The organism is Pseudomonas sp. HN2, assembly GCF_020736465.1.
In the GTDB taxonomy this organism is placed as follows: domain Bacteria; phylum Pseudomonadota; class Gammaproteobacteria; order Pseudomonadales; family Pseudomonadaceae; genus Aquipseudomonas; species Aquipseudomonas moraviensis_A.
The window spans coordinates 1711870-1738498 of the sequence record NZ_CP085885.1 but is presented as its reverse complement, the minus strand read 5'-3'; the positions used below and the strand labels follow the sequence as shown (position 1 = coordinate 1738498).

Below are 26629 nucleotides of genomic sequence, written 5' to 3'. Positions count from 1 at the left end.
ATGCTTTGATCGCTCGATCTGGCGAGCTGGATCAAACAATTGCTAGGTTTTTTGAACGAAGCGCACGACGCGCGGCATTATACATGCCGTGCCTTACTCTCAAGAGTGCAATTTCCTCAGGTTGTGTCCGCGTATGACAGGCGAAATGAACATCCTCCCGCTGCCGCCCACCGTGCCGGCGAGCGCTCGCCCGCAGATGGGTGAACTGCTCAAGCTGCTGACGCCGGTCGAGGGCTTGATAGGCGCGGGGCAAAGCGCCAAGGCCGAGGTGTTGTCGCTCAAGCAGGCCGATCAGACCTTTGAATTGCTGCTCAAAGTGACCCTCGACAGCGGTCGCCAGACCACCGTGCAGGCCAGCAGCAATCTGCCGTTGCCACAGGGCACCAACCTGGCGATCACCCAGCCATCGGCCGGGAATCTGGCAATCACCGTGCAGCAAGCGATTGCCAGCAGCGTCGCCACCCTCACCCGCATCGACACCGCGCAGTTGCCGGCCGGCACCCTGCTGCAAGGCAAAGTCGTGACCTCGCAGGCTCTGCCGCAAACCCCAGGACAAGCGGCGGTGTTCCGTTCGATGGTGACCCTGCTCAACACTGCGTTGAGCGGCAGCACGTTGACCGTCGACAGTCCGCAACCGCTGCGCATCGGCACCTTGTTGTCGGCGCAGGTGCAGGACGCGCAAACCCTCAAATTCGTGCCGTTGAGCAGCCGTCAGGAGCAACTGGCGGTCAGTCAGCAATTGCTCGGTCAGCAAAGTCGCCAGGGCTCGCTCGATGGTTTGCTGAAATTGCTGCAGAATCTGCCGCCGGCCACCGATCAGACCTCGGCCGATCTGCGCGCAGTGGTCGACAAGCTGCTCGCCAGCCTGCCGGACGTGCAGCAAATGAGCACGGCCAAAGGCGTGGCACTCGCCCTGGCCAACAGCGGCGCGTTCCTCGAAGCCAAATTGCTCGGCGGACAAAACCCGGCGCTTGCCCCGGACATGAAGGCCGACCTGCTCAAGCTGATCGCGCAACTGACCCCCGGCCTGCCGAGCAACACCAATTTCAACGCGATCATCGCCGCCAACACCCTGGCGCAGGCCTTGCCGAGTTTCGTTCGAAATGCCTTGGGCACCCTCGGTCAGGTCAGCGCCAAACCGCTGCCGAGCAGCTTTCCGTTACCCGAACGGCTGCTGGCGAAACTGGAAGGCGAAGGCGATCTCGAACAGCTGCTGCGCCTCGCCGCCGCTGCGGTGTCGCGCCTGCAAAGCCATCAGTTGTCGAGCCTGGAACAGACTGGCGTCACCGACGATGGCCGCCTGCTCAGCACCTGGCAGCTGGAAATCCCCATGCGCAATTTGCAGGACATCGTGCCGCTGCAGGTCAAGTTTCAGCGTGAAGAAGCGCCGGAGCGCGAACCGCAACCCCACGAACGCCGCGACGAGCGTGAAGCCAAACAGCAACTGTGGCGGGTCGATCTGGCCTTCGATCTGGAACCCCTCGGGCCGATGCAGATTCAGGCGCAACTGATTGCTGGCAGCCTGTCCAGTCAGCTGTGGGCCGAGCGGCCGTACACCGCCGACCTGATCGAAAGCAATCTGTTTGCACTGCGCCAGCGCTTGCTCGATTCCGGGCTCAACGTCGGCGACCTCGACTGCCACCACGGCACCCCGCCGCAAGGCAACCAAACCCGCCTCGAACACCGCTGGGTCGACGAAACCGCATGAACGATTCCACTGCCCCACGCCAGGCCATCGCCCTCAAATACGACGGCAACCACGCCCCGACCCTCACCGCCAAGGGCGACGATGAACTGGCCGAAGAAATCCTGCGCATCGCCCGCGATTACGAAGTGCCGATCTACGAGAACGCCGAACTGGTGCGCCTGCTGGCGCGGATGGAACTGGGCGACAGCATCCCCGAAGAGCTCTACCGCACGATCGCCGAGATCATCGCGTTTGCGTGGAATCTGAAGGGCAAATTCCCCGAAGGACAAGACCCGAACGCGCCGATGGTCGAGAAAGATGTGACCCTGCGCGGCGATGATTATTAAGCCTTAAAAGCAAAAGATCGCAGCCTTCGGCAGCTCCTACAGGGAAATGCGAATCCAATGTAGGAGCTGCCGAAGGCTGCGATCTTTTGATCTTGCTTGCTGCTTGAAGCTTCTAGCTGCTCTTGTGAAGTTTGCGCATCAACTCCGCCTCAGCCTGGGTCAAGCCGCACGACTGAGTCAGTTCATCGACGCTCGCGCCCATGCCCACCAGTTTCGCCGCCTGGGCGAATGACAGGCTCGACGGGTCGCGTTGTTCCAGTGCAACGATCTTGTCCGGCAACGGGCTCACCACCGCGCGCAACTCGTGCAGGGCTTCGCCCATGCGCACGTTGCCGTTCTGGTAATCGTCGACGCGTTTGGCCAGTTCCTTGATGCGCTGATCACGCAGCGCATCGCCCTGGGCCTGCTGCGCAGCGATCACCCGCTGCGCCTTGATGTACGACACGAACATCGCCAGCGTGCCGGCCCAGAACAGGAACAGAACAATTACCGCAACCTCGAGAATCAAATCAGATGCTCTCCAGTTCCGACCATTCTTCTTCGCTCATCATCTTGTCCAGCTCGACCAGAATCAGCAGCTCGTTGTTCTTGTTGCACACGCCCTGGATGAACTTGGCCGACTCTTCGTTACCGACGTTCGGTGCGGTTTCGATTTCCGACTGACGCAGGTAAACCACTTCGGCGACGCTGTCGACCATGATGCCGACGACTTGCTTGTCGGCTTCGATGATGACGATACGGGTGTTGTCGCTGATCTCGCCGCTGTGCAGGCCGAAGCGCTGACGGGTGTCGATCACGGTGACCACGTTGCCGCGCAGGTTGATGATGCCCAGCACATAGCTCGGCGCACCCGGTACCGGGGCGATCTCGGTGTAGCGCAGCACTTCCTGCACGCGCATCACGTTGATGCCGTAGGTTTCGTTATCCAGTTTGAAGGTCACCCATTGCAGGATCGGATCTTCAGAACCTTTTGCATTCGACGCCTGACTACTCATACCCTGACCCCTCGAAAAAACCGCCCTGGGCGGTGTGTGTTCTGTGTGGTGGCATTGAAAAATGCCATCGCCTGATTGTTATGTCGGCTGCTATGTCGGTTTATGTAGCGGCTTATTGCCGCTCAAGTGCTTTGCCCCGCCGCTGGCGATCAACTCGGCCAGCGCGGATACGTCAAGCAATGCACACATGTGCTCGATCACCGTGCCGGCGAGCCATGGCCGCTGACCCCGGTGACTTCTCCATTTGATTTCATTCGGGTCCAGGCGCAACGAGCGGCTGACCTGATGCACCGCCAGCCCCCACTCGTAACCTTGCACCGAAATCACGTATTGCAGGCCCTGACGGAAATCATCGCGGTACCGATCCGGCATGACCCAGCGCGCGGTGTCCAGGACCTTCAGGTTGCCGGCCTGGCTCGGCAGAATTCCGAGGAACCACTCCGGCTGACCGAACAGCGGCGTCAGCTCATGGCCAGCCAGCGAATAGATCGACCCCAGGCACACCAGCGGCACGGCCAGCGTCAGCCCGGCGACATCGAACAACAGACACTCGAAAGCTTCAGCAGCCCAGGCCGGACGGCCATCGGGTTCAACCGGTGGCGGCGGGTCGTTCGGTGGCAGGTGCACTTCGACCAGTGGCGGAATCAGCACCTGCGGCTCTGCCACTGGCGGCGCTGGTTCTGGCTCGGGTTCTGGTTCCGGAACGGTCAATAACTGTGTTTGCAGCAGCGGCGCCAGCGTCGACAGCGGCGCGCGCGGTTCGTCGATCAGCGCGACTGGTGCTTTCGCCACAGGCGCAACTGCGGGGGCGGCAACCGGGCTGACGGTTTTCTGCGCGTCGCGAGCCTGCTCTTCGAGCACCGCCGCCTGGAACTCGTCCATGGCCTCGGCGCTTTCCATCACTTCAGGCTGCGCCTGTTCGACGACTGGCGGCTGCGCTTCGACTGGTGGCGGCACGTCTTCGGGCAGGTCCAGCAGCAGGTCTTCCAGATAGGACTGCAAGGCCTGTTGCGGACGTGACGTCAGCTTAACCGGCCGGTTCATGCGCGACTCCCTGTAGGAGCTGCCGAAGGCTGCGATCTTTTGATCTTTTCAGGAGCACTGACAGGCCAGATCAACAGATCGCAGCCTTCGGCAGCTCCTACAGGAATAAAGATCATGTTCAGGCCACCTGCGGAACAAGTTGCTGCGCGAGCAGGTGCTTGAGCAGCGCGCGGTAGGCCAGCACGCCACGGCTCTTGCCGTCGAATTGCGAAGGCGTGACACCGGCGCGACTCGCATCGCGCAGGCGGGTATCGACCGGGATGTAGCCGTGCCAGATATCGTCGGGGAATTTGTCACGCAGCACGCGCAGGGTGCCCATCGACGCCTGCGTGCGGCGGTCGAACAGGGTCGGCACGATGCTGAACGGCAGTGGCTGTTTGCGCGAACGATTGATCATCGCCAGGGTGTTGACCATGCGCTCCAGACCTTTCACGGCCAAGTGCTCGGTCTGCACCGGAATCACCAGTTGCTGGCTCGCCGCAAGGGCGTTGACCATCAATACGCCGAGCAACGGCGGGCTGTCGATGATCGCGTAATCGAAGTCCTGCCACAGCTGCGCCAGACTCTTGGCGATCACCAGACCCAGGCCACTCTGCCCCGGCGACTGCCGCTCAAGGGTGGCCAGCGCAGTGCTCGACGGCAGCAGGGAAATGCGTTCGTCGCTGGTCGACAGCAGCAACTGCCCCGGCAGGCCTTGCGGCACGCTGCCCTTGTGCAGGAACAGGTCGTAGTTGCTGTGTTCCAGGCTGTCGGGGTCGTAACCGAAATAGCTGGTCATCGAGCCGTGCGGGTCGAGATCGACCACAACCACGCGCTTGCCCGCCTCGGCCAGCAATCCGGCTAAAGCGATGGAGGATGTGGTTTTACCGACACCACCCTTTTGATTGGCGACTGCCCAGACTCTCATTCAGTTCGTTCCTCCCGGCCAGGTTGATTGACCGAGACATGCTTCAGCGTGTTAATGCGGGCGACGGAGAATTGACGGCACTCTCGCGTCCCGGCGTCTTGACCGGGGTCGGTGCAGTTTGTGTGCCAGCGCGCTTCAACGCCGCGTCCGGTTGCGCATTGGCGGTTCCGGTACCGGTGAGGCTGCGGCGTACATCGAGGTTGCGCGACACCACCAGCACCACGCGACGGTTCTTCGCCCGGCCTTCGACCGTGGCGTTATTCGCCACCGGCTGGAATTCACCGTAGCCCACCGACGCCAGACGCCCAGGGTTGACACCCTGCATGGCGAGCATGCGCACGATGCTCGCCGAGCGCGCCGAGGACAGCTCCCAGTTGGTCGGGTACTGCGCGGTGCGGATCGGTTGATCGTCGGTGAAGCCTTCAACGTGGATCGGGTTGTCGAACGGTTTCAGGATCGCTGCGACCTTGTCGATGATGTTGAAGGCGATGTCGCTCGGCATCGCATCACCGCTGCCAAACAACAGGCTGGAATTGAGTTCGATCTCGACCCACAACTCGTTGCCGCGCACGGTCATCTGGTTGGAGCTGATCAAGTCACCGAACGCGGCGCTGATGTCATCGGCGATGCTTTTCAGCGGATCGCTGGCCCCGGCTATACCGGCGTCGACCTGCTCGGCATCCTTGACCAGCGGCTTGGCCGGGGTCACGGTCTTCGGCCGCTCGTCGCCGATCGGAATCGGTTTGAGCGAGCGATCGGAATCGGTGAACACGCCGATCAGCGCTTCGGAGATGACTTTGTACTTGCCTTCGTTGATCGACGAGATCGAGTACATCACCACGAAAAACGCGAACAGCAAAGTGATGAAATCCGCGTACGACACGAGCCAGCGCTCGTGGTTAACGTGTTCTTCCTGATGCCTGCGACGAGCCATGATCCATATCCCCCATCAATCCATGAAGCCCTGAAGCTTCAGCTCGATAGAGCGCGGGTTTTCACCTTCGGCGATCGACAGAATTCCTTCCAGCAACATTTCGCGATAACGCGACTGCCGCAACGCGATGGACTTGAGCTTGGCGGCGACCGGCAAGAGGATCAGGTTGGCACTGGCCACGCCGTAGATAGTCGCGACGAAAGCCACGGCGATGCCATTACCCAGTTGCGACGGATCGGCGAGGTTGCCCATCACATGGATGAGGCCCATCACCGCACCGATGATACCGATGGTCGGCGCGTAGCCGCCCATGCTTTCGAAGACCTTGGCCGCTTCGATATCACGGGATTCCTGGGTGTAGAAATCCACTTCGAGAATGCTCCGAATCGCTTCCGGCTCTGCGCCATCGACCAGCAGTTGCAGGCCCTTGCGCGAGTAGCTGTCGGGTTCGGCGTCGGCCACGCCTTCGAGACCGAGCAAGCCTTCCTTGCGCGCCGTCAGGCTCCAATTGACCACGCGGTCGATGCCGCCGGCCAGGTCGACACGCGGCGGAAAGAAGATCCACGCGAGAATCTGCATCGCGCGCTTGAACGCGCTCATCGGCGATTGCAGCAGCGCGGCGCCGACGGTGCCGCCCAGCACGATCAGCGCCGCCGGGCCGTTGGCCAGCGCGCCGAGGTGACCGCCTTCAAGGTAGTTGCCGCCGATGATGGCGACGAACGCCATGATGAGGCCGATAAGGCTGAGAACATCCATCAGATACACGCCTCGACGATGTGCTTGCCGATATCGTCCAGACCGTACACGGCGTCAGCCAGATCGGCTTTGACGATGGCCATCGGCATGCCGTAGATCACGCAGCTTGCCTCATCTTGCGCCCACACCGAGCTGCCGCCCTGCTTGAGCAGACGCGCGCCTTCGCGACCGTCGGCGCCCATGCCGGTGAGGACCACTGCCAGAACTTTGTCGCCGTAGGATTTCGCCGCCGAACCGAAGGTAATGTCCACGCACGGCTTGTAGTTCAGACGCTCGTCACCCGGCAGAATCTTCACCGCGCCACGGCCGTCGATCATCATCTGCTTGCCACCCGGCGCCAGCAGCGCCAGGCCCGGACGCAGGATGTCGCCATCCTCGGCTTCCTTGACGCTGATGCGGCAGAGCTTGTCGAGACGTTCGGCAAAGGCCTTGGTGAACGCTGCCGGCATGTGCTGGATCAGCACGATCGGCGCCGGGAAGTTCGCCGGCAGTTGCGTCAGTACACGTTGCAGCGCAACCGGGCCGCCCGTCGAGGTGCCGATGGCAACCAGTTTGTAGGCCTTGCGTTTCGGGGCCGACGACGAAGCGCTGGCAGCGGATGCACGAGCAGGCGCTGGCGCCGGACGCGCCGGCCCAGGGCTGCTTTGGCTGCTGTAGCTCGACGCTGCCGGGGCAGGCGTCGGCGCTGGCGCAGCGGCGGGAGCCGGCGCGCTGTAGGCACTGAAACGACGATTGCTGCGCGAGATGCTGTGGACTTTCTCGCACAGCAACTGCTTGACCTTCTCGGGGTTGCGCGAGATGTCTTCAAAATTCTTCGGCAGGAAATCCACCGCGCCGGCGTCCAGCGCATCCAGGGTCACCCGGGCGCCTTCGTGCGTCAGCGAGGAGAACATCAACACCGGGGTCGGGCAGCGCTGCATGATGTGCCGCACCGCCGTGATGCCGTCCATCATCGGCATCTCGTAGTCCATGGTGATCACGTCAGGCTTGAGGGCCATGGCCTGATCGATCGCCTCTTTACCGTTGGTGGCCGTGCCGACCACCTGGATGCTCGGATCCGCCGAAAGAATTTCCGAGACGCGGCGGCGGAAAAAACCCGAATCGTCCACCACCAGGACTTTGACTGCCATAAACACTCCATTAGGTGCAGCGGCGCGTCATCGCGCCGCCGTCCCGGATTCAAATACGCTTTGTGGCGTAACGCTTGAGCATGCTTGGAACATCGAGAATCAGCGCAATGCGGCCGTCACCGGTGATGGTGGCGCCGGACATGCCCGGAGTGCCCTGGAGCATTTTGCCCAATGGCTTGATGACCACTTCTTCCTGGCCGACCAGTTGATCGACGACGAAGCCGATCCGCTGAGTGCCCACCGAAAGAATCACCACATGGCCTTCGCGCTGCTCTTCGTGAGCGGCGGAGCTGACCAGCCAGCGCTTGAGGTAGAACAATGGCAGCGCCTTGTCGCGCACGATCACCACTTCCTGACCGTCGACGACATTGGTGGTCGACAGGTCGAGGTGGAAGATTTCGTTGACGTTGACCAGCGGGAACGCGAACGCCTGATTGCCGAGCATGACCATCAGCGTCGGCATGATCGCCAGCGTCAGCGGCACCTTGATGACGATCTTCGAGCCCTGGCCCTTGGTCGAGTAGATGTTGATCGAACCGTTGAGCTGGGAAATCTTGGTCTTGACCACGTCCATGCCGACACCACGGCCGGACACGTCGGAGATCTCGGTCTTGGTCGAGAAACCCGGGGCGAAAATCAGGTTGTAGCACTCGGTATCGCTCAGGCGATCGGCTGCGTCCTTGTCCATCACACCGCGTTTTACCGCGATCGAACGCAGGACGTTCGGGTCCATGCCTTTGCCGTCGTCGGAGATCGACAGCAGGATGTGGTCGCCTTCCTGCTCGGCCGCCAGCACCACGCGACCGCCACGGGCCTTGCCCGACGCTTCACGTTCTTCCGGCGACTCGATGCCGTGGTCGACAGCGTTGCGCACCAAGTGGACCAGCGGGTCGGCCAGAGCCTCGACAAGGTTTTTGTCGAGGTCGGTTTCTTCACCCACCAGTTCCAGGTTGATCTCTTTCTTCAGTTGCCGCGCGAGGTCGCGAACCAGACGCGGGAAGCGCCCGAAGACCTTCTTGATCGGCTGCATCCGCGTCTTCATCACGGCGGTCTGCAGGTCAGCGGTGACCACGTCGAGGTTCGACACGGCCTTGGACATGGCTTCGTCGCCGCTGTTGAGGCCCAGGCGCACCAGACGGTTACGCACCAGCACCAGCTCGCCGACCATGTTCATGATCTCGTCGAGCCGCGCGGTGTCGACGCGCACGGTAGTTTCTGCTTCGCTGGCCGGTTTTTCTGCCGGTGCAGCGGCTGGCGCGCGGGCCGGAGCCGGAGCAGCAGCGGCGGCCGGTTTCGGCGCCTCGGCTTTCGGTTCAGGCTTGGCCGCAGGTTTCGGCGCAGCAGCGGCGGCCGGAGCTTTCGCGGCTGGCGTGGCGACGCTTGATGCGGAGCCGGCAGTCGCCGCAGCGGCGTCAAACTTGCCTTTGCCGTGCAATTCGTCGAGCAGCGATTCGAATTCGTGATCGCTGATCAGGTCGCTACCGGCCGCAGCGGCGGCCGGTGCAGCAGGGGCTGCCGGCGCCGAAGCGATCGCCGATTCCAGCGCGTCTACGGCGAAGTTGCCCTTGCCGTGCAACTGATCGAGCAGCGCTTCGAATTCGTCGTCGGTGATGTCCGAGCTGTCGCCCGCAGCAGGCGCGGCCGGAGCCGCTGCTGCTGGCGCCGGAGCGACTGCATCGACAGCGAACTGGCCTTTGCCGTGCAGTTGATCGAGCAGCGATTCAAATTCGGCGTCGGTGATTTCATCGCTGGCCGCCGTGTCGGCAACCGGCGCGGATGCCACAGGAGCGGCCGGGGCCTCGGCTTGCGCCTTGACGGCATTCAGCGAGTCCAGCAGTTGTTCGAATTCGTTGTCGGTGATGTCTTCCGATGCGCTTTCGGCGACCGGTTCTTCGACCACTTCCACCGGTGCGGCCACGGCTTCATCCGCCGATTGCGGCTCGGCCAGACGCGCCAGCGCGGCCAGCAGTTCCGGCGTGGCGGCGGTGATCGGTGCGCGCTCACGGACTTCGCTGAACATGCTGTTCACCGCGTCCAGTGCTTCGAGCACAACGTCCATCAGTTCTGCATCAACGCGACGCTCACCCTTACGGAGGATGTCGAACACGTTTTCGGCGATGTGACAGCACTCCACCAGCTCATTGAGCTGAAGGAAGCCGGCGCCCCCTTTTACAGTGTGGAAACCGCGAAAAATTGCATTGAGCAGATCTGCATCATCCGGGCGGCTTTCCAGCTCGACCAGTTGTTCGGACAGTTGCTCAAGAATCTCGCCGGCCTCAACCAGGAAATCCTGAAGGATCTCTTCATCGGCGCCGAAGCTCATTAATGGGGTGCTCCTAACAGGTCTAAAAACCTAACTTCAAAATCCAAGGCTGGATAGCAAATCGTCCACATCGTCCTGACCGGACACAACGTCTTCTCGTTTATCGGCATGAATCTGCGGACCTTCACCCTGCGAGAGATGTTTTTGTGGATCTTTTTCGGCGAGCATTGCGGCGCGGTCATGTTCGATGCCCGCGAAGCGGTCGACCTGACTGGCCATGAGCACGAGTTTGAGCAGATTGCTTTCGACTTCGGTGACCAGTTGGGTCACGCGCTTGATCACCTGACCGGTGAGGTCCTGGTAATCCTGAGCCAGCAGGATGTCGTTGAGATTGCTCGACACCGCACGGTTGTCCGTGCTGCTGCGTGACAGAAAACCGTCGACCCGGCGCGCCAGTTCGCGGAACTCTTCAGCCCCGACCTCGCGACGCATGAAGCGACCCCAATCGGCACTCAACGTCTGCGCTTCATCAGCCAGACTGTTGACCACCGGCGTGGCGCTTTCCACCAGATCCATGGTGCGGTTGGCCGCGGCTTCCGTCAGCTTGACCACGTAGCCCAGGCGTTCGGTCGCGTCGGTGATTTGCGACACTTCCTCGGCCTGCGGCATGTGCGGATCGATCTGGAAATTGACGATCGCACTGTGCAGTTCACGTGTGAGCTTGCCCACTTCCTGATACAGGCCGCGGTCACGGGTCTGATTGAGCTCATGGATCAGTTGCACCGCGTCGCCGAACCTGCCTTTTTCAAGGCTTTCGACCAGTTCGACCGCGTGTTTTTTCAGGGTCGATTCAAAATCGCCCTGTGAAGATTCGTTATGCTCCATAGCTCCCCCGCGCATTCATCAGCCGATGCGTTCGAAAATCTTCTCGATTTTGTCTTTCAACGCTTGAGCCGTGAAAGGTTTGACCACGTAACCGTTCACACCGGCCTGTGCGGCCTCGATGATCTGCTCGCGCTTGGCTTCGGCAGTCACCATCAACACCGGGAGGTGCTTGAGTTTTTCATCGGCACGCACGTGACGCAGCAGGTCGATACCGGTCATGCCCGGCATGTTCCAGTCCGTTACCAGAAAGTCGATGCTGCCGCTGTTGAGCACCGGAATGGCAGTGGTGCCATCGTCGGCCTCGACGGTGTTGGTGAACCCAAGATCGCGCAGCAGGTTCTTGATGATCCGCCGCATCGTTGAGAAGTCATCAACGATGAGGATTTTCATGTCTTTGTTCAATTCGACCTCCAAGCAGTCTTAAACGCGCCCAGCACCTGGACGCGCCACTTCAATCAATCGGCGCAGCACTTAAAGTTTGTCTGGAGCACAACGGATCGAGACCGGCGCCGCTCATCACCGCACCAGCCTCGTTTCGCAGTGTCCCCACACTGCCTTCAGCGCGCTCGCCACTCCCCCAAACGCCCCCGCAAGCGGGCCGCGCACTGGCTGTGTAACTGGCTGACCCGCGATTCACTGACGCCAAGGACCTCACCGATTTCCTTGAGGTTCAGCTCTTCGTCGTAGTACAGCGCCAACACCAGTCGCTCACGCTCCGGCAAATTGGCAATCGCGTCCGCCAGCGCCGCCTGGAAGCGTTCATCTTCCAGATCGCGTGACGGCTCCATATGCGCACTGGCGCCATCCTCGTGCAGCCCTTCGTGTTCGCCGTCCTGCAACAGGTCGTCGAAACTGAACAGGCGACTGCCCAAGGTGTCATTCAGAATCCCGTAGTAATCGTCGAGACTCAATTGGAGTTCGGCCGCAACCTCGTGATCTTTAGCGTCACGGCCGGTTTTAGCTTCAATCGAGCGAATTGCGTCGCTGACCATCCGGGTATTGCGGTGAACCGAGCGTGGCGCCCAGTCCCCTTTGCGCACTTCGTCGAGCATCGCGCCGCGGATTCGAATGCCCGCGTACGTTTCGAAACTGGCGCCTTTGCTGGCGTCGTATTTGGTCGACACTTCGAGCAAACCGATCATCCCGGCCTGGATCAGGTCTTCGACCTGCACGCTGGCCGGCAGGCGTGCCAGCAAGTGATAGGCAATGCGCTTGACCAGTGGCGCGTAGCGCTCGATCAATTCGTATTGCGCGTCACGCGCCGACTTTTTGTAAAGATTCATGCCACTGGCGGTCATATCACAGGCCCTGCGGTTTGCTGCACGAGACGCTCGACGAAAAATTCCAGATGACCGCGCGGGTTGGCGGGCAGCGGCCAGGTGTCGACCTTCTGGGCGATGGCCTTGAAGGCCAGCGCGCACTTGGAACGGGGAAAGGCTTCGTAGACGGCGCGCTGCTTCTGCACCGCCTTGCGCACGCTTTCGTCGTACGGCACGGCGCCGACGTATTGTAGGGCGACGTCGAGGAAGCGATCCGTGACCTTGGTCAACTTGGCGAACAGGTTGCGCCCTTCCTGCGGGCTCTGCGCCATGTTGGCCAGCACGCGGAAGCGGTTCATGCCGTAGTCGCGATTGAGCAACTTGATCAGCGCGTAAGCGTCGGTGATCGAAGTCGGCTCGTCGCAGACCACCAGCAACACCTCTTGCGCGGCGCGAACGAAACTGACTACCGAGTCACCAATACCCGCAGCGGTGTCGATCACCAGCACGTCGAGATTGTCGCCGATGTCGCTGAACGCCTGGATCAGGCCGGCGTGTTGCGCCGGGCTCAGGTGCACCATGCTCTGCGTGCCGGAGGCCGCCGGCACGATGCGAATCCCGCCCGGGCCCTGCAACAGCACGTCGCGCAATTCGCAACGGCCTTCGATCACGTCAGCCAGTGTGCGCTTGGGCGTCAGCCCCAGCAGAACGTCGACGTTGGCCAGGCCCAGGTCGGCGTCCAGCAGCATGACCCGACGGCCAAGCTCTGCCAGCGCCAGCGACAAGTTCACTGACACGTTAGTCTTGCCGACGCCACCTTTGCCGCCGGTCACCGCGATCACCTGTACGGGATGCATGCTGCCCATGTTATTTCTTTACCTTGTCTTGCATAGACGGAGGCCACATTACTGGCTGCGCGTTCCCGATCGGAACAATGCGTGGCAGACCATCGATGTAGGTACAAAAACTGTTCATGATTACCTCAGCCAACCTGCTTGGTCGGGCTGTGATAGATATCAGCGAACATGTCAGCCATGGCTTCTTCGCTGGGTTCTTCCTGCATTTGCACGCTGACGGCGCGGCTGACCAGTTGATGACGGCGCGGCAGATGCAGATCATCCGGAATCCGTGGGCCATCGGTCAGGTACGCGACCGGCAATTCATGACTGATCGCCAGGCTCAACACTTCGCCGAGACTGGCCGTTTCATCCAGTTTAGTCAGGATGCAACCGGCCAGCCCGCAACGCTTGTAACTGTGATAAGCGGCGGTTAGAACCTGTTTCTGGCTGGTGGTTGCCAGTACCAGATAATTTTTCGAGCGAATGCCACGCCCGGCCAGACTCTCAAGCTGCATGCGCAACGCCGGATCACTGGCTTGCAGCCCGGCAGTATCGATCAAAACCACGCGTTTGCGTAGCAGTGGATCCAATGCCTGAACCAGCGACTGGCCCGGATCGACGTGGGTCACCGGCACGTTGAGAATGCGCCCGAGGGTTTTCAGTTGTTCCTGCGCGCCGATGCGGAAGCTGTCCATGCTCACCAGCGCAACGTTCTGCGCGCCGTACTTGAGCACATAACGCGCGGCAAGCTTGGCCAGCGTGGTGGTCTTGCCCATGCCGGCCGGGCCGACCATGGCAATCACACCGCCCTCTTCCAGCGGCTCGACTTCCGGTACGGCAATCATCCGCGCCAGATGCGCGAGCAGCATGCGCCAGGCCTGACGCGGCTCTTCGATATCGGTGATCAGCGCCAACAGATCACGCGACAGCGGGCCCGACAGGCCGATGCGCTGCAAACGGCGATACAGATTGGCCTGAGCCGGACGGCTGCCTTGCAGCTGATTCCAGGCCAGGGTGCCGAGCTGCACTTCCATCAGCTCGCGCAGGCTATTCAATTCAAAACGCATCGAATCCAGCGCACGCGGATCGACACCCGCCGAGGCCTGCGCAGGCGCTGCGGCCGGACGCGCCGGGGCAGCGTAGGTCGGCTCGCTCAGCGGCTCGGCAGCGGTCAGCGGCAGGCCTGCGGTCAATGGCAGCCCGGCGAACAATTGCTGATTGGTGTTGCCGTCGGCTTCGCCACGCAGGCTCAGTTCGGCCTGGGCGGTGACGATGCGCGACTGGGTCTTGCGCAGTTCGTCTTCGAGCTCCATGTTCGGAACCCGCGGCGCCAGCGCCGACAACTTGTAATCCAGTGCCGCCGTCAACTCGACGCCGCCGGCGATGCGGCGGTTGCCGATGATGGCGGCATCAGCGCCCAGCTCATCGCGAACCAGCTTCATGGCCTGACGCATATCGGCGGCGAAAAAACGCTTAACTTGCATAAACCACTACCTCAGCCGTTGGGCCCTACTGTCGCAACGATGGTCACTTGCTTGTTGTCCGGTACTTCCTGGTAGGCCAGCACATGCAGCCCAGGGACTGCGAGGCGGCCGAAGCGCGAGAGCATCGCGCGAATCGGGCCTGCTACCAGCAGGATCACCGGTTGGCCTTGCATTTCCTGCCGCTGGGCCGCTTCGATCAACGAACGTTGCAGCTTCTCGGCCATGCTTGGCTCCAGCAGAACGCCCTCTTCCGAGCCTTGTCCTGCCTTCTGCAGACTATTGAGCAATATCTGTTCCAACCTTGGTTCCAATGTGATCACAGGCAGCTCGGACTCAGTGCCTACAATGCTTTGGACGATGGCGCGGGATACGCCGACCCGCACAGCGGCGACCAGAGCGGCGGTATCTTGACTCTTGGCGGCGTTGTTAGCGATCGCTTCGGCGATGCTGCGAATGTCGCGCACCGGCACGTGTTCGGAGAGCAGCGCTTGCAGGACCTTGAGCAACTGCGACAGCGAAACCACGCCCGGCACCAGCTCCTCAGCCAGTTTCGGCGAGCTCTTGGCCAGCAATTGCATGAGTTGCTGCACTTCTTCGTGGCCGATCAACTCGCTGGAGTGCTTGTACAGAATCTGGTTCAAGTGCGTGGCGACCACGGTGCTGGCGTCAACCACGGTGTAACCGAGCGATTGCGCCTGGGCGCGCTGGCTGATTTCGATCCACACCGCCTCAAGGCCGAAAGCCGGATCTTTGGCGTTGATACCGTTGAGCGAGCCGTAGACCTGGCCGGGGTTGATCGCCAGTTCGCGATCCGGGTAGATCTCGGCCTCGGCGAGAATCACTCCCATCAGGGTCAGGCGGTAAGCGCTCGGCGCCAGATCGAGGTTGTCGCGGATGTGCACGGTCGGCATCAGGAAGCCCAGGTCCTGCGAGAGCTTCTTGCGCACGCCCTTGATCCGCGCGAGCAATTGCCCACCCTGATTGCGGTCCACCAACGGGATCAGGCGATAGCCGACTTCCAGACCGATCATGTCGATCGGCGTGACGTCGTCCCAGCCCAGTTCTTTGGTTTCCATGGCGCGAGCCGGCGACGGCAGCAGCTCCTGCTGACGCTTGACCTCTTCCAGCGCCACGACCTTGGCGACGTTCTGCTTCTTCCAGAACAGGTACGCGCCGCCCGCGGCCAGCGCTGCCATGGTCAGGAAGGAGAAGTGCGGCATGCCCGGCACCAGGCCCATCACCGCCATCAAACCAGCGGCCACGGCCAGCGCTTTCGGCGAGGCGAACATCTGGCGGTTGATCTGCTTGCCCATGTCTTCCGAGCCGGAAGCACGGGTCACCATGATCGCCGCCGCTGTCGATAACAACAGTGATGGCAATTGCGCCACCAAACCGTCACCGATGGTCAACAACGCGTAAACCCGGCCGGCGTCGCCGAAGCTCATGCCGTGCTGGAAGATGCCAACGGCCATGCCGCCGATGAGGTTGATGAACAGAATCAGCAAACCGGCGATGGCGTCACCGCGGACGAACTTGCTGGCACCGTCCATCGAGCCATAGAACTCCGCCTCCTGGGCAACTTCCTGACGGCGCGCCTTGGCCTGGTTCTGGTCGATCAGGCCGGCGTTGAGGTCGGCGTCGATCGCCATTTGTTTGCCGGGCATCGCATCGAGGGTGAAACGCGCGCTCACCTCGGAAATCCGCCCGGCACCCTTGGTCACCACGACGAAGTTGATGATCATCAGGATCGCGAAGACCACGATACCGACCACGTAGTTACCGCCGATCACCACCTCACCGAAGGCCTGAATCACCTTACCGGCCGCGGCGTGGCCGTCCTGACCGTGGAGCATCACCACCCGCGTCGAGGCCACGTTCAACGCCAGGCGCAGCAGCGTCGCCACCAGCAGAATGGTCGGGAACACCGCGAAATCCAGCGGCCGCAGCGCATATACGCAGACCAGCAGGACGACGATCGACAGGGCAATGTTGAAGGTAAAGAAGACGTCGAGCAGGAACGGCGGCACCGGCAACATCATCATCGCCAGCATGACCAGCAGCAACAACGGCACGCCCAGATTGCCTCGACTGAGGTCGGCAACGTTGGTGCGTGCTGTATTGAATAACTGAGTGCGATCCACCGGTTTTCCCCGTTCCTTTAAAGCAAACTTTTGACGCCCCGAACGGGCGCAGGGCGGCTACTGCAAGAAGCTTTCCAACTTTCGCGATTGGTTGAAACAGACAGGGTGGTGAACGCGACCACTGTAGGAGTGAGCCTGCTCGCGATGAGGACTTTTCAGTCAATGCATTTACATCAGACAGACCGCTATCGCGAGCAGGCTCACTTTTACAGGGGACCGCATTCCAGATGTCAGATTGAAATGCCTTCCAGACTGTGGGAGCGAGCCTGCTCGCGAAGGGGCCAGTGAAATCAGCACAAAGTGCCCTTTAAACCGAGGAGTTCAAAAGACACTTCAGGACACGCCTTTGAGGCTACAAATCCTTGGCGCCATTGCCTACACCCAAGCCAGAATCCGCCGGCTTGTGCGCCTTGGGGGCGGGTTCTATTGTTGTCCGGCCGCTGACGAATCAGCGATCGGGGTCTCGCAGCCCGTCGATCTCTGGACGCACAACACCCGTTTTTTTTATGGCGGCTGTACGTGGGAGACCCCAGGGTCTGCCGGTTCTAGAGTCCCGGTCTACGACCCGCGTATAGCTGCCCCTCGACAACTACCTCTGCCCACCCGACTCCACGCAACCACCGTTAAGCCCTGATCTATGGACGCCGTCACCGCCGTAAGGCGCTTGCAACCGACGAAGCTTTCCCGGGCGCAGCGTCCGGAAAGGCGACCGCTCGTCGGATATCACTGCACACCTGTCAAGTCTGACAGGTGTGCATTCACGCCAAGTCGCGTTAACTCGTTCCGTCACTTCCCGTCGGAGCCGTCTCCATGTCCACTCCCCAAAAACCTCTGCTACTCGCAGAACTCGGCATTCCTGGTCGCAGCAAGGACCCGGTGTCGAAGGATCCCGATGTCTGGGGTATCAACATCGCCGCCGCGCTGGACAACTTTCCGTATCATGGCCTGCGGTGCGAGGCGGGGCCGTGGGGCAACATGGCGAGCGGCGACAGGCTGACGATATTTTGGGGCACCGGGCACAACGTGCTGACCCAGACCGTCCTCAAGGATGAGGTCGATACGCAACTGCGCATGTTCGTGCCTTCGCGGCACATGGACGACGGCGAGTTTGCGGTGTCCTATTCCGTCAAGCCGCTGGGCGGCACAGATCAACCGTCCGAAGTCATGCAGGTGCTGGTCAAGCTGACGCGCCCGGGTGGCCACGATAACAACGGTGACGACGGCCATTCCAAGCTGATCATGATCATTGCGCAGGAGATTCTTGACGGCGGCATCCACAAGAACAACGTGGCCGCTGGCGTGGACATCAGCATTGGCAAGGCCGACGGCACACCCCCCTATCCCTTCGCCGCGGCCGGCGATATTTGCCGCGTGAGTTGGGGTGGAATCTTCGTGCTCAGTGCTCCACTGACCCAGGACCAGGCCGAAGGCACGGCGCCGATCATCGTGAAAATCAAAGAAGATATCATCCGTGAAGCGGGTGATGCCGGTGGTCCAGGGATCCCCGGAGTGGCCGTGGTGTTCGAGGTGTACGACAAGGTTTTCAACCGTTCCGAGGACTGGAGTCCTGAACAGCGTGTGGTGGTGGCCGTTCATGCGACCCGGCTGGGCGCGCCGTTGCTCAAGGAGGCGCTAAACAACGTGCTGGACGTCGACCAATTGGGCGACGCCGATGGCACCGTGCAAGTGGTCGCCACAGACAATGCCCACTTCAAAATCGGTGACATCCCGTTCATCAAGATCAAGGGCACGCCGGTCGAAGGTCCACCGATTGATCTGGAAATAGCAGGCCTCCCGTTGATCAGCGTGCCGAGCGTTGTTGAAACCAAGGCCCCCAATGCCGTGCTGCGTCAGTTGGCCAAGTCCCAGATCACCGTGTCTTACCGCCTGAAAAAAGCCGATGGCAGCGCCGACCTGATATCCAACGGCCAATTCATCCGCGCCATCGGCGAAGTCCAGCGGCTGGCCGAACCGATCATGCTGGACGAGGATTCCGGTGCCCTGAACCCACCGCTGGACGTGGTACTCATGGACATTCCATTCGATACCTCCTTCGTCGAAGGCCATGTCCTGCAGCCGATCATGCTCGGCACCACCTCCGGCCTGAAGCCGTACCTGCCTGCTCTGCCAACGCGCCCCATCACCCACAACGACATCGTGGCAGCCAAACCGCTGTCGTACAGCATTGACAGCAACCACCTGACCCCGGTCAACGGCGGCACGGCGGAGTTCTACTACCAACTCCTGATCCCGAGCGCGGCGTTCACCAAGCTGGACGCGTACCTGGCCTCCCGCGCCATTCGCGAGTCGATCCACACCGACATCCTGCGAGTCGGCAAACCACGCCGGGAACTGCCCGAACCGGTGGTGGCCGGCGTGGTGGGCGGCGTCCTGCCCGCCGACACCCCCGGCACCACCGCGACGGTCATCTACACGGAAACGGTCAAAGGCGATGAAGTGTTCATGTTCTGGGTCGGCTCGATCACCGGTGAGTATCCCGACTCGATCAAGCTGAACGAATTTACCGCCGGTAAGGAAGTACCGTTCCCCATCCCGGCCGCGATGATCAAGGGCAACGAAGGCGGAACGGTGGTGGCCAGGTACGAAATCAAGCGTGCGGATGGGAGGACCAGTTATGCCGAGCCGTTGAAGTTCGGTGTCGGCGTGGCGCTGGATCTGAACGAGCCAAAAATCAAGCAAGCCCCGAACGACACCAGCCTTGACCCGCTGGAGGCCCAGAACGCCCTGACCTCGGTGATCAACTATGACGGCATGCTCGTCGGCGACAAGATTATCGTCCGCTGGACCGGCGCCCCCGGAACGCCGGCTGCCGGTTCGCACACCACCGAGCCATGGCCCGTCACCACCGTCGGCCCGCAGGAAATACCGCTGGCCGTCTCGGTGCTCGCCTTCAACCTCGCCAAGTCCATCACGCTGGATTACACGGTTACGCGCGGCACCCAGGATCCGAAAGAGTCGCGGATTCGTGCGCTGGCGGTGTCGCCCATTGCGCAAAGCGATTTGCCCGGGCCGCTGATCACGCAGGCCTCCGAACAAGGCGAAGGGCCGGAGTTGGACGTCAGTCAATTGACCACCAACGCCACCCTTCGCGCGAACAGTTACCCGCATATTGCGTTGAGACAATATGTCTGGCTGAAAGCGAAAGGGACATTAAAAGGTGGGGGCGACTACTCGAAAACCTTCTGGCAACCGCCGGGTTCGCAAACCAATGCGACGTGGATCGACCAGGGTTTTTACACCCACACATTTCCGCTGCCGGACTTGCAAAGCCTGGAAGATGGCAGAGACCTGGAACTGGAGTTCAAGGCAGGTTTTGGCGGCAGTCAAGTCGAGACAGAGGCCGTGACATTTGCCTTACGGACTTACAGGATCAAGGCCTACGAAAACGTTGTGCCGACCCTGGATTCGGTAAAAGGCTCACCCAGCGGGGATGAAATCCCTCACGGCGGCCTTACGATGGAAACTACCGTGACACTGAGAGGCGTTGCCGCCAAAGGCCAGAAGGTCGAAATCTTTGACGGCACGGTCTCCAAAGGTCAGGCAAGGGCACATGCCACAACCGGTGGCTGGACGCTGCTCGTCAGTGCCCTGGCTGTGGCAGCGCACAGCTTTACCGCCAAGGCTTTGTATGGCTCCGGCGCCGTATCGGCAGCCAGAACACTGACCGTGCTGGAATTAGGTGAAGACTTTGAAGGTGTCGATAACAACAGTTGGTTTCCTTATACACTTCGCAGCGGGAAGTTAAGGTTAATCAAGGGCAATAGAAACACCAATATATTCGACCCCTTAAGCAGCCCTGAGATTCCAAACAAAATGGAAGGCAAAATGTTGGTTTTTTCTTACTACGATGATCCGGAGGTTAATTATGAGTTTAACATTGCATATTCAAGCGTAAGCTTCTGGATCTACAGTTCTGATCCGACTTTCCCCCAACACATAAGCTTCATCACCTACGACTCACAGGGGAATATCTTAGAAGCAAAGCAAATTGTACATAACAAAGCTCTCGACCAGATATTGTTTTCCAAGACCGGAATCAAAAAACTATCAATTAAAAGAGCACCCCAATCAACACAGCTAAATGCGATATACATCGACCATTTTAAATTCACCATATAAACCAAAGGAACAAAGGGGGACAGATTTATTTAACCAATGATTTGAGCAGCGGGTCTTGATCGAGATTGTTTTGCTGACCGGGGTGGCCTTTCGCGAGCAAGCTCACTCCCACAGGAAAACGCATTCCAAATGTGGGAGCGAGCTTGCTCGCGAAGGGGCCAGTGAAGTCAGCGCAAATCGCCTTTTAAACTCAGGCGTTTAAAAGACACCTCCAGTCACGCCTTCAAGGCTACAAATCCTTGCGCCATTGCCTACAGCCAAGCCAGAATCCGCCGGCTTGTGCGCCTTGGGGGCGGGTTCTATTGTGGTGCGGTCGCTGACGAATCAGCGATCGGGTTTAGCGACTCGAACTCAAGTCAAAGGTGCATCGGCGTTCCAGGCTTCGTTGCGGATCTGTATTTTCGCGATTTCGTCATGGTGGCTGTATGCGGGAGACCTTCGGGTCTGCCGGGTGCCTTTGACCGGTTCGCTAACCTGCGTACAGCCGCCACCCTCCTGTTTAGCGACAGGTTGTAGCGGCTCCACTTCAAAGGAGCTTCACCATGATCAAACCAACACCCAACCCACCCGAAACCGACCCCACCTCCCCCTACGAATCCCTCGATTCCAAAAAACTCCACCAAGCCGCCGACCGCGCCCTCGACCACTACCTCTGCCCACCCGGCTCCACGCCACCACCCTTCAGCCCTCGCGCCATGTACGCCGTCACCGCCGACACCAAAAACGAAGACCTGCTGGCCAACGCCTGCGAAACCCTCGCCTCGGCCAAAACCATCGCCCAGGAATTCGCCGGACTGGTCAAACCATCCCAGCGCCGGACGCTGATGGGCATCGCGCAGTTGATCATGCTCGGCGAATTGGCGGTTAATCGGGTGCTGGATAATCTGGAGTTGCCGGGTTGACGCAGGCATTGGGGACACCAGTTGATTGATCCAGCGTCAATTCTGACGCCTTCGCGAGCAGGCTCGCTCCCACCGTTGAACGGCTTCCAACGTGGGAGCGCGAATACTGGCTAAGGCGCAACACAAAACCTTGAGGCAAAAAAAGCCCGCTGCCCCCTTTCAATCGGGGCGGCGGGTTGCAGATCACTACGCCGTTAAAACCTGTTCAGGGGTAATCGGGCCGAAACCGAGATTCTTGCCGTTGATATAGCGCGCGCCCTTGAGCAGCTCCGTACCCTCGATAACGACGACCGCGTCCTGCGTGTACATAAACGTCACCACCGATACCGGCGTCGTACGCTCCTGCAGCCCCCAAGACACTTTTGTCCGCTGCTCTATGAGGGTCAGTGCCCAATCAAACCAAATGATGGGGAGGTCTTCGATCCTGATTTCGCGCTCCGGATCTTCCCAACGAAAGTCCTGCCGCGCCGTCATCAAAAGCGCACTTCCCTCTAGGACGAATTCCGGCTTACCAAATCGCCTCTCCATTTCATCGTTGATCCAGCCATCCAGGTACAAATCCGGATCGGTGAAGAGTTCGAAAAGCATCGCACTGTTGACGATTTTTCCTGCAGAACCACCAATCACACTGTAGTGATTGTGGTACGCCAAACCCTCCAGCTCCGGCCGAATCGCGTTGCTCGACACCTCCAGGTAATTGGCGCTGTAGGCGTTGGCCATCTGCTTGAAATGGGTGAAGTCCAGCATCAACTTGAAAGTCACGGTGTAACCGATTGCGCGATCGGCTGTACGTTGTTCCAACACTCCCGAGACGAATTCAACCTCCATACCTTGCAACTTTATATAGGGCTGGTCTGCCATGATTGCTTCCTCTGAAACCCGATGCAGGCGCCGCTCCCTGGTACTCGCATCAAATGATCAGAGCGACCAATGCAGGGAAATGCCGGGAGAATTCCCATGGCAATGAGAGCGCCGACGGGCGCAGCCGTCTACTGTCAGACTTGACAGGTTCAGAGGTTTTCCAGACAGACGGTAACCGTCAGGAATCGCGCCGCAGATCCGGCGGAATCGGCAAATCATCCTTGAGCGGATCCGGCCGTTTACCCTTGCCCGCCTGGTGTTGGCGGATCTGGTAGACGTAAGCCAATACCTGCGCTACGGCCAGATACAGACCACCGGGGATTTCCTGCTCCAGTTCGGTGGAGTAGTAGATCGACCGCGCCAACGCCGGCGATTCGAGGAGCATGACGTTGTTGGCGACGGCGATTTCGCGGATTTTCAGGGCGATGAAGTCGCTGCCCTTGGCCAGCAGCACCGGCGCGCCGCCCTTCTCCGAGTCGTACTTGAGGGCGACGGCGTAGTGGGTCGGGTTGGTGATGACCACATCGGCTTCGGGGATCGCCGCCATCATCCGCCGCTGGGACATTTCGCGCTGGGTCTGGCGGATGCGCTGCTTGACCTCGGGGCGGCCTTCCTGATCCTTGTGTTCGTCGCGCACTTCCTGCTTGGTCATCAGCAGTTTCTTGTGCGCTTCCCAAAGCTGCACCGGCACGTCGACGGCGGCGATGATGATCAGGCCGCAGGCCAGCCACAGCGTGCTCCAGCCCACCAGCAAAACGCTGTGGATGATCGCCATGTCCAGTGGCTCGTGGGCAATGCGCAGAAAGTCATCGACGTCGGCGGACAGCACCACCAACGCCACGCCCAGGGTAATCAGAAACTTCGCCAGTGCCTTGAGCAGTTCGACCACAGCCTTGAACGAAAACATGCGCTTGAGGCCGGCGGCCGGGTTCATCCGGCTGAATTTGGGTGCCAGGGAGCTTGCGGCGAACAGCCAGCCACCGAGCGAGATCGGGCCGATCACGGCGGCGAGCAACAGGGTGATCATGACTGGCTGAATCGCCAGCAAGGCAATCAACCCTGACTCCAACAGAAAACGGCCCATGGCGCCCTGGTCCATGACCACTTCACGGGACAGGGTGAAGTTCAGGCGCATCACGTCCATCAGTTCTTGCGCGAGCATGCCGCCAAAAATCAGCAGCGCAGCGGCACCGGCCATCATCACCGCAAGGGTGTTGAGCTCTTTGGAACGGGCAATCTCACCCTTCTCTCGGGCATCCTTTTTACGTTTGTCCGTGGGGTCTTCTGTTTTGTCCTGACCGCTTTCGCTCTCTGCCATGACTCAGCGCGCCCGTGCCAGTTCGCGTAGCAACTGCAAGGCCTCGCTGGCCAGCGGTTGATACTGGTTGAGAATGTCCGCCAGACCCACCCAGACGATGAACAGGCCGAGCACCATGGTCAGCGGAAAACCGATCGAGAAGATATTCAGTTGCGGCGCGGCGCGGGTCATCACGCCGAAGGCGATGTTGACCACAAGCAACGCGGTGATCGCTGGCAGCACCAGCAGCAACGCGGCGCCAAGCACCCAGCCGAGTTTGCCGGCCAGCTCCCAGTAATGCTCAACCATCAGACCGCCGCCGACCGGCAGCGTGGTGAAGCTTTCAGTCAGGACTTCGAACACCACCAGGTGGCCGTTCATCGACAGGAAGAGCAGCGTCACCAGCATGGTGAAGAACTGACCGATCACCGCCACCGAAACGCCGTTGGTAGGGTCGATCATCGAAGCGAAGCCCATACCCATCTGCACCGCGACAATCTGCCCGGCAACGGCAAAGGCCTGGAAGAACAGTTGCAGGGAAAATCCGAGCACGGCGCCGACCAGAATCTGCTCGCCGATCAACAGCAGGCCACTGAGGTCAAGCGGGCTGACGGCGGGCATCGGCGGTAGCGCCGGGGTGATGACCACGGTGATCGCCACGGCGAAATACAGGCGCACGCGGCGCGGGATCAGGGTGGTGCCGAACACCGGCATGACCATCAGCATCGACGCCACGCGAAACAGCGGCAACATGAACGACGCCACCCAAGTGCTGATCTGGGTGTCGGTCAACTGAAGCAGCGACTGCATGGCTTAGCCGATGACCATCGGGATGTTTTTGTACAGCTGGATGATGTATTCCATGAACGTCTGCACGATCCACGGACCGCCGATGATCAGGGTCACCAGCATCACCAGAAGACGCGGCAGGAAGCTCAGGGTCTGTTCGTTGATCTGCGTGGCGGCCTGGAACATCGACACCAGCAGGCCGACCAAAAGGCTCGGCACCACCAGGATGGCGACCATCATGGTGGTCAGCCACAGCGCTTCACGAAAGATATCGACCGCGACTTCCGGCGTCATGGCGAAACACCTCCAAAACTGCTGGCCAGGGTGCCGATGATCAGCGCCCAGCCATCCACCAGCACGAACAGCATGATCTTGAAAGGCAACGAGATGATCAGCGGCGAGAGCATCATCATACCCATGGCCATCAGCACGCTCGCCACGACGAGGTCGATGATCAGGAACGGGATGAAGATCATGAAGCCAATCTGGAACGCGGTTTTAAGTTCGGAAGTCACGAACGCCGGCACCAGGATGGTCAGCGGCGCCTGATCCGGGGTGGCGATGTCGGTGCGCTTGGACAGGCGCATGAACAGCTCCAGATCGCTGGTGCGGGTCTGCGCGAGCATGAAGTCCTTGATCGGCACCTGAGCCTTTTCCACCGCTTGCTGCGCAGTGAGGGTCTCCGCCAGATACGGTTGCAATGCGTCGTTGTTCACCCGGTCGAACACCGGCGCCATGATGAACAGCGTCAGGAACAGCGCCATGCCGGTGAGGATCTGGTTCGACGGCGTCTGTTGCAGACCGAGGGCCTGACGCAGGATCGAGAAGACGATGATGATCCGCGTGAAACTGGTCATCAGAATGACCGCCGCCGGAATAAAGCTCAGCGCGGTCATGATCAGCAGGATCTGCAGACTGACCGAATATTCCTGCGCGCCGTCGGCATTGGTGCCCAGCGTAATCGCCGGGATCGACAACGGATCGGCAGCCAACGCCAGCGGCGCGGCCAGCAACAGGACCAGCGTCAAGACGATGCGGAGCGCACCCATTACTTCGTATCCTTCTGATCCTTGCCGAGAATTTTCAGCAGATGCTGAGCAAATTCCGGCGTCGCTTTTTCACTGGCGGAGGGGACTTCGACCGGTTCCTTGAGCACATGCAGCGCGGTGATGGTGCCGGGGCTGAGGCCGAGCAGGATCTGCTCATTGCCGACCTGCACCAGCATCAATCGGTCACGTGGGCCGAGCGCGCGCGAACCGATCAACTCGATCACCTGCCCCTTGCCCGCCGGCCCTGCCTGCTGCACGCGGCGCAGCAGCCAGGCGAGGAAGAAGATCAAGCCCAGCACCAGCAGCAAACCGAACACCAGTTGCGTCAACTGCCCGGCCACGCCGCTGTTGACCATTGGCGCGGTGGCGGCAGGCGCAGCCGTGGTTGCACTCGGCTCGACCGCCAGCACGCTCAACGGCAATGCCAGCAGAACCCAGAGAAACCTTTTCACTCAGCGCAGCTTCTTGATGCGTTCGCTTGGGCTGATCACGTCGGTCAGGCGGATGCCGAACTTCTCGTTGACCACCACTACTTCGCCGTGGGCGATCAAGGTGCCGTTGACCAGCACGTCGAGCGGCTCACCGGCCAGACGATCGAGCTCGATCACCGAACCCTGGTTGAGTTGCAGCAGGTTGCGGATGTTGATGTCGGTACTGCCGACTTCCATGGAAATCGACACCGGAATATCGAGGATCACGTCCAGGTTCGGACCGTCGAGGGTCACCGGATCGTTGTTCTTCGGCACGCTGCCGAACTCTTCCATCGACAGACGGTTGGAGCTGGAAGTGCCGGCGTCGGCGGCCAGCAGTGCATCGATGTCAGCCTGGCCGGCGTCACCGGTTTCTTCCAGGGCCGCAGCCCATTCATCGGCCAGTGCCTGATCGTCCTGCGCGTTCATATCGTCGTTCATCATGTGTCC

The 26629-nt window shown here is 60.6% G+C and carries 25 protein-coding genes; 4 read left to right on the top strand and 21 right to left on the bottom strand.

From position 1 onward, the window contains the following. Positions 1-133: 133 nt before the first annotated feature. Complete coding sequence (locus LIS66_RS07640) at positions 134-1708, top strand: flagellar hook-length control protein FliK (protein WP_083353301.1); 1575 nt, start codon at positions 134-136, stop codon at positions 1706-1708. After that, entirely contained in the window at positions 1705-2034 is a 330-nt protein-coding gene (locus LIS66_RS07635; protein ID WP_042607552.1) for an EscU/YscU/HrcU family type III secretion system export apparatus switch protein, read from the top strand. Before LIS66_RS07640 ends, LIS66_RS07635 begins: the two co-directional genes overlap by 4 nt. Positions 2035-2146: 112 nt before the next feature. Here LIS66_RS07635 and LIS66_RS07630 read toward each other — a convergent pair whose 3' ends face one another. The 14 genes from LIS66_RS07630 to flhA form a co-directional block, all read right to left on the bottom strand. Continuing rightward, positions 2147-2542: a DUF2802 domain-containing protein gene (locus LIS66_RS07630; RefSeq protein ID WP_042607551.1), complete on the bottom strand. Its 396-nt coding sequence runs from the start codon at positions 2540-2542 to the stop codon at positions 2147-2149. Between the two features lies 1 nt (position 2543). Beyond that, positions 2544-3029, bottom strand: coding sequence for a chemotaxis protein CheW (locus LIS66_RS07625; RefSeq protein ID WP_016771050.1), 486 nt, complete (start codon positions 3027-3029; stop codon positions 2544-2546). 90 nt (positions 3030-3119) lie between these two features. Continuing rightward, on the bottom strand, positions 3120-4073 hold the full coding sequence (locus LIS66_RS07620; protein WP_227973922.1) for a CheW domain-containing protein: 954 nt from the start codon (positions 4071-4073) through the stop codon (positions 3120-3122). Positions 4074-4191: 118 nt separating this feature from the next. Continuing rightward, a complete protein-coding gene (locus LIS66_RS07615; protein WP_024012121.1) occupies positions 4192-4980 on the bottom strand; it encodes a ParA family protein in 789 nt (262 codons plus the stop codon). A 43-nt stretch (positions 4981-5023) separates the two neighbouring features. Continuing rightward, on the bottom strand, positions 5024-5917 hold the full coding sequence (gene motD, locus LIS66_RS07610) for a flagellar motor protein MotD (protein ID WP_371919904.1): 894 nt from the start codon (positions 5915-5917) through the stop codon (positions 5024-5026). A 12-nt stretch (positions 5918-5929) separates the two neighbouring features. After that, positions 5930-6670: a flagellar motor protein gene (locus LIS66_RS07605; protein ID WP_039763601.1), complete on the bottom strand. Its 741-nt coding sequence runs from the start codon at positions 6668-6670 to the stop codon at positions 5930-5932. Further along, complete coding sequence (locus LIS66_RS07600; RefSeq protein ID WP_227973921.1) at positions 6670-7800, bottom strand: protein-glutamate methylesterase/protein-glutamine glutaminase; 1131 nt, start codon at positions 7798-7800, stop codon at positions 6670-6672. Before LIS66_RS07600 ends, LIS66_RS07605 begins: the two co-directional genes overlap by 1 nt. 49 nt (positions 7801-7849) lie before the next feature. Then, on the bottom strand, positions 7850-10123 hold the full coding sequence (locus LIS66_RS07595) for a chemotaxis protein CheA (RefSeq protein WP_083353304.1): 2274 nt from the start codon (positions 10121-10123) through the stop codon (positions 7850-7852). Between the two features lie 36 nt (positions 10124-10159). Further along, on the bottom strand, positions 10160-10948 hold the full coding sequence (locus tag LIS66_RS07590) for a protein phosphatase CheZ (protein ID WP_042607546.1): 789 nt from the start codon (positions 10946-10948) through the stop codon (positions 10160-10162). 18 nt (positions 10949-10966) lie between these two features. After that, on the bottom strand, positions 10967-11338 hold the full coding sequence (locus tag LIS66_RS07585) for a chemotaxis response regulator CheY (protein ID WP_024012118.1): 372 nt from the start codon (positions 11336-11338) through the stop codon (positions 10967-10969). 167 nt (positions 11339-11505) lie between these two features. After that, positions 11506-12246, bottom strand: coding sequence for an RNA polymerase sigma factor FliA (fliA, locus tag LIS66_RS07580; protein ID WP_016771059.1), 741 nt, complete (start codon positions 12244-12246; stop codon positions 11506-11508). Next, on the bottom strand, positions 12243-13073 hold the full coding sequence (gene fleN, locus LIS66_RS07575; protein WP_016771060.1) for a flagellar synthesis regulator FleN: 831 nt from the start codon (positions 13071-13073) through the stop codon (positions 12243-12245). The genes fliA and fleN overlap by 4 nt, the downstream gene beginning before the upstream one ends. 116 nt (positions 13074-13189) lie before the next feature. Continuing rightward, the gene (flhF, locus tag LIS66_RS07570) at positions 13190-14530 is read right to left on the bottom strand and encodes a flagellar biosynthesis protein FlhF (RefSeq protein ID WP_042607545.1); all 1341 of its coding nucleotides are present in this window, start codon (positions 14528-14530) and stop codon (positions 13190-13192) included. Between the two features lie 11 nt (positions 14531-14541). Further along, positions 14542-16671 (bottom strand): flagellar biosynthesis protein FlhA, encoded by a 2130-nt coding sequence (gene flhA / locus LIS66_RS07565; protein ID WP_042607544.1) that lies wholly within the window; start codon positions 16669-16671, stop codon positions 14542-14544. Between the two features lie 810 nt (positions 16672-17481). On the opposite strand from flhA, the gene LIS66_RS07560 reads away from it, so the two are divergent. Both LIS66_RS07560 and LIS66_RS07555 read left to right on the top strand, forming a co-directional pair. Beyond that, complete coding sequence (locus LIS66_RS07560; RefSeq protein ID WP_227973920.1) at positions 17482-20811, top strand: hypothetical protein; 3330 nt, start codon at positions 17482-17484, stop codon at positions 20809-20811. A gap of 542 nt (positions 20812-21353) precedes the next feature. After that, entirely contained in the window at positions 21354-21713 is a 360-nt protein-coding gene (locus tag LIS66_RS07555) for a DUF6124 family protein (RefSeq protein ID WP_042607541.1), read from the top strand. Positions 21714-21899: 186 nt separating this feature from the next. On the opposite strand, the gene LIS66_RS07550 is transcribed toward LIS66_RS07555, so the two are convergent. The 7 genes from LIS66_RS07550 to fliN all read right to left on the bottom strand — a co-directional run bounded on the left by LIS66_RS07550 (position 21900) and on the right by fliN (position 26620). Further along, positions 21900-22574 carry a hypothetical protein gene (locus LIS66_RS07550; protein ID WP_227973919.1) on the bottom strand — a complete coding sequence of 225 codons (675 nt, stop codon included), beginning with the start codon at positions 22572-22574 and terminating at the stop codon, positions 21900-21902. Positions 22575-22752: 178 nt separating this feature from the next. After that, on the bottom strand, positions 22753-23892 hold the full coding sequence (gene flhB / locus LIS66_RS07545; protein WP_039761196.1) for a flagellar biosynthesis protein FlhB: 1140 nt from the start codon (positions 23890-23892) through the stop codon (positions 22753-22755). Positions 23893-23895: 3 nt separating this feature from the next. Further along, positions 23896-24681, bottom strand: a complete 786-nt coding sequence (fliR, locus tag LIS66_RS07540; protein ID WP_064362059.1) for a flagellar biosynthetic protein FliR — start codon at positions 24679-24681, stop codon at positions 23896-23898. A gap of 3 nt (positions 24682-24684) precedes the next feature. After that, a complete protein-coding gene (gene fliQ, locus LIS66_RS07535) occupies positions 24685-24954 on the bottom strand; it encodes a flagellar biosynthesis protein FliQ (protein ID WP_016771067.1) in 270 nt (89 codons plus the stop codon). Continuing rightward, positions 24951-25709, bottom strand: a complete 759-nt coding sequence (fliP, locus tag LIS66_RS07530; protein WP_042607538.1) for a flagellar type III secretion system pore protein FliP — start codon at positions 25707-25709, stop codon at positions 24951-24953. The genes fliQ and fliP overlap by 4 nt, the downstream gene beginning before the upstream one ends. Further along, positions 25709-26161: a flagellar biosynthetic protein FliO gene (gene fliO / locus LIS66_RS07525; protein WP_039761190.1), complete on the bottom strand. Its 453-nt coding sequence runs from the start codon at positions 26159-26161 to the stop codon at positions 25709-25711. Before fliO ends, fliP begins: the two co-directional genes overlap by 1 nt. Then, positions 26162-26620: a flagellar motor switch protein FliN gene (gene fliN, locus LIS66_RS07520; protein WP_416220742.1), complete on the bottom strand. Its 459-nt coding sequence runs from the start codon at positions 26618-26620 to the stop codon at positions 26162-26164. Positions 26621-26629 lie beyond the last annotated feature (9 nt).

Excerpts from the sequence above, each read along its gene's own strand:
- LIS66_RS07550 (WP_227973919.1), bottom strand. The coding sequence starts at position 22,574 with ATGGCAGACCAGCCCTATATAAAGTTGCAAGGTATGGAGGTTGAATTC.
- fliP (WP_042607538.1), bottom strand. The coding sequence starts at position 25,709 with ATGGGTGCGCTCCGCATCGTCTTGACGCTGGTCCTGTTGCTGGCCGCG.
- LIS66_RS07620 (WP_227973922.1), bottom strand. The coding sequence starts at position 4,073 with ATGAACCGGCCGGTTAAGCTGACGTCACGTCCGCAACAGGCCTTGCAG.
- LIS66_RS07625 (WP_016771050.1), bottom strand. The coding sequence starts at position 3,029 with ATGAGTAGTCAGGCGTCGAATGCAAAAGGTTCTGAAGATCCGATCCTG.
- LIS66_RS07600 (WP_227973921.1), bottom strand. The coding sequence starts at position 7,800 with ATGGCAGTCAAAGTCCTGGTGGTGGACGATTCGGGTTTTTTCCGCCGC.
- fliA (WP_016771059.1), bottom strand. The coding sequence starts at position 12,246 with ATGACCGCCAGTGGCATGAATCTTTACAAAAAGTCGGCGCGTGACGCG.
- LIS66_RS07635 (WP_042607552.1), top strand. The coding sequence starts at position 1,705 with ATGAACGATTCCACTGCCCCACGCCAGGCCATCGCCCTCAAATACGAC.
- LIS66_RS07560 (WP_227973920.1), top strand. The coding sequence starts at position 17,482 with ATGTCCACTCCCCAAAAACCTCTGCTACTCGCAGAACTCGGCATTCCT.
- fliQ (WP_016771067.1), bottom strand. The coding sequence starts at position 24,954 with ATGACGCCGGAAGTCGCGGTCGATATCTTTCGTGAAGCGCTGTGGCTG.
- flhF (WP_042607545.1), bottom strand. The coding sequence starts at position 14,530 with ATGCAAGTTAAGCGTTTTTTCGCCGCCGATATGCGTCAGGCCATGAAG.
- flhB (WP_039761196.1), bottom strand. The coding sequence starts at position 23,892 with ATGGCAGAGAGCGAAAGCGGTCAGGACAAAACAGAAGACCCCACGGAC.
- fliN (WP_416220742.1), bottom strand. The coding sequence starts at position 26,620 with ATGAACGACGATATGAACGCGCAGGACGATCAGGCACTGGCCGATGAA.
- fliR (WP_064362059.1), bottom strand. The coding sequence starts at position 24,681 with ATGCAGTCGCTGCTTCAGTTGACCGACACCCAGATCAGCACTTGGGTG.
- fleN (WP_016771060.1), bottom strand. The coding sequence starts at position 13,073 with ATGGGCAGCATGCATCCCGTACAGGTGATCGCGGTGACCGGCGGCAAA.
- LIS66_RS07615 (WP_024012121.1), bottom strand. The coding sequence starts at position 4,980 with ATGAGAGTCTGGGCAGTCGCCAATCAAAAGGGTGGTGTCGGTAAAACC.
- LIS66_RS07605 (WP_039763601.1), bottom strand. The coding sequence starts at position 6,670 with ATGGATGTTCTCAGCCTTATCGGCCTCATCATGGCGTTCGTCGCCATC.
- LIS66_RS07640 (WP_083353301.1), top strand. The coding sequence starts at position 134 with ATGACAGGCGAAATGAACATCCTCCCGCTGCCGCCCACCGTGCCGGCG.
- LIS66_RS07590 (WP_042607546.1), bottom strand. The coding sequence starts at position 10,948 with ATGGAGCATAACGAATCTTCACAGGGCGATTTTGAATCGACCCTGAAA.
- LIS66_RS07585 (WP_024012118.1), bottom strand. The coding sequence starts at position 11,338 with ATGAAAATCCTCATCGTTGATGACTTCTCAACGATGCGGCGGATCATC.
- LIS66_RS07555 (WP_042607541.1), top strand. The coding sequence starts at position 21,354 with ATGATCAAACCAACACCCAACCCACCCGAAACCGACCCCACCTCCCCC.
- LIS66_RS07595 (WP_083353304.1), bottom strand. The coding sequence starts at position 10,123 with ATGAGCTTCGGCGCCGATGAAGAGATCCTTCAGGATTTCCTGGTTGAG.